Origin of the sequence: Streptomyces sp. NPDC093065, from assembly GCF_044754585.1 — a bacterium.
Classification (GTDB): Bacteria; Actinomycetota; Actinomycetes; order Streptomycetales; family Streptomycetaceae; genus Streptomyces.
Window position 1 is genome coordinate 1 of record NZ_JBIVPJ010000070.1, and the last position, 1,138, is coordinate 1,138.

The window sequence follows — 1,138 nt, forward strand, 5'->3', positions numbered from 1 at the left end:
TTGGTTCGTGGGATGGGTTCGTTTTTCAAGGAGTGTGAGCATCCGCGGTCGCGGTGGTCGAAGTGCCCGCACGCGTACAAGGTGCGGTATCGGTCGGCGGCCGGGAGGCAGGTGAAGGAGTCCGGGTTTTCGACCCAGGACAAGGCGATCGCGCGTTTGACGGAGGTCTACAACGCGAAGAAGGCCGCACCACGGGGGCAGGCGAAGGCGGACCGGATCGCGAAGTACGGAGCGATGCGGTTTAAGGAGTACGCCGCCCAGTGGAAGGCCGGACAGCGGGACCTGGGGCCGGCGTCGATGGTGCACCTGGAGTCGCTGTTGAACATCCATCTGGTGCCGCTGCTGGGCAGCCGGCGGATGAACACCTTCGACCACAAGGTCGTCGAGAGCTTCCTCCAGGCCCTGGAACGCAACGGCATCGGCCTGGCCGCGCAGGCCAACTGCTTCGACAAGCTGAAGGCGATCCTGCTGGACGCCAACCGGCTGGGCCTGTTCGACGACAACCCGGTCGCCGGGATCAAGCCGCCGCAGTACGACCCCAGGCGGGTGGTGATCCCCTCACCCGAACAGCTGGGTCAGATACGCACCGCCGGCGACGACAGCTTCCTCCTGGTCGCCGACCTGATGAGCGGCTGCGGCATGCGCAACGGCGAAGCGTTCGCGGTCAACGTCAACAACATCGTCGCCGACGACGTCTACCGCATCACCGAACAGGTCAACCGGACCACCTGCCGGTACGAGCGGCTCAAGCACCGCAAGCCGGGAGAGTACCGGGACGTGCCCCTGCCACCGCGGGTGCGGCAGAGCATCGAGTGGTACGCCGACAAGCACGGCACCGTCGACGGCTACCTGCTGCGCCACCCCGGCGACCCGGCCCGCACGTTCCCGCACTACCACATCGCCAACCAGTGGCAGCGGATCAAGAAGGCCGGCCAGACCGACATCCCGGACGGGATGGTCGTCTACGGCCTGCGGCACTTCTTCGCCTCCAATTGCCTCACCCACGGCATCCCCATCACCGACGTCGCCGAGTGGATGGGCCACACGACCATCGAGATCACCTTCAAGATCTACCGCCACCTCATGCCCGGCTCCATCAGCAAGGCCGCCAAGATCCTCAACCACGACCTCACCACAT

Annotated in this window: 1 protein-coding gene; it reads left to right on the forward strand. The window is 65.7% G+C overall.

Annotated features, from left to right (window positions below):
• Positions 1–12 precede the first annotated feature (12 nt).
• Positions 13–1,138, forward strand: a 1,126-nt coding sequence (locus ACIQFU_RS38675; RefSeq protein ID WP_402558075.1) for a tyrosine-type recombinase/integrase, incomplete at its 3' end; no start/stop codon positions are given.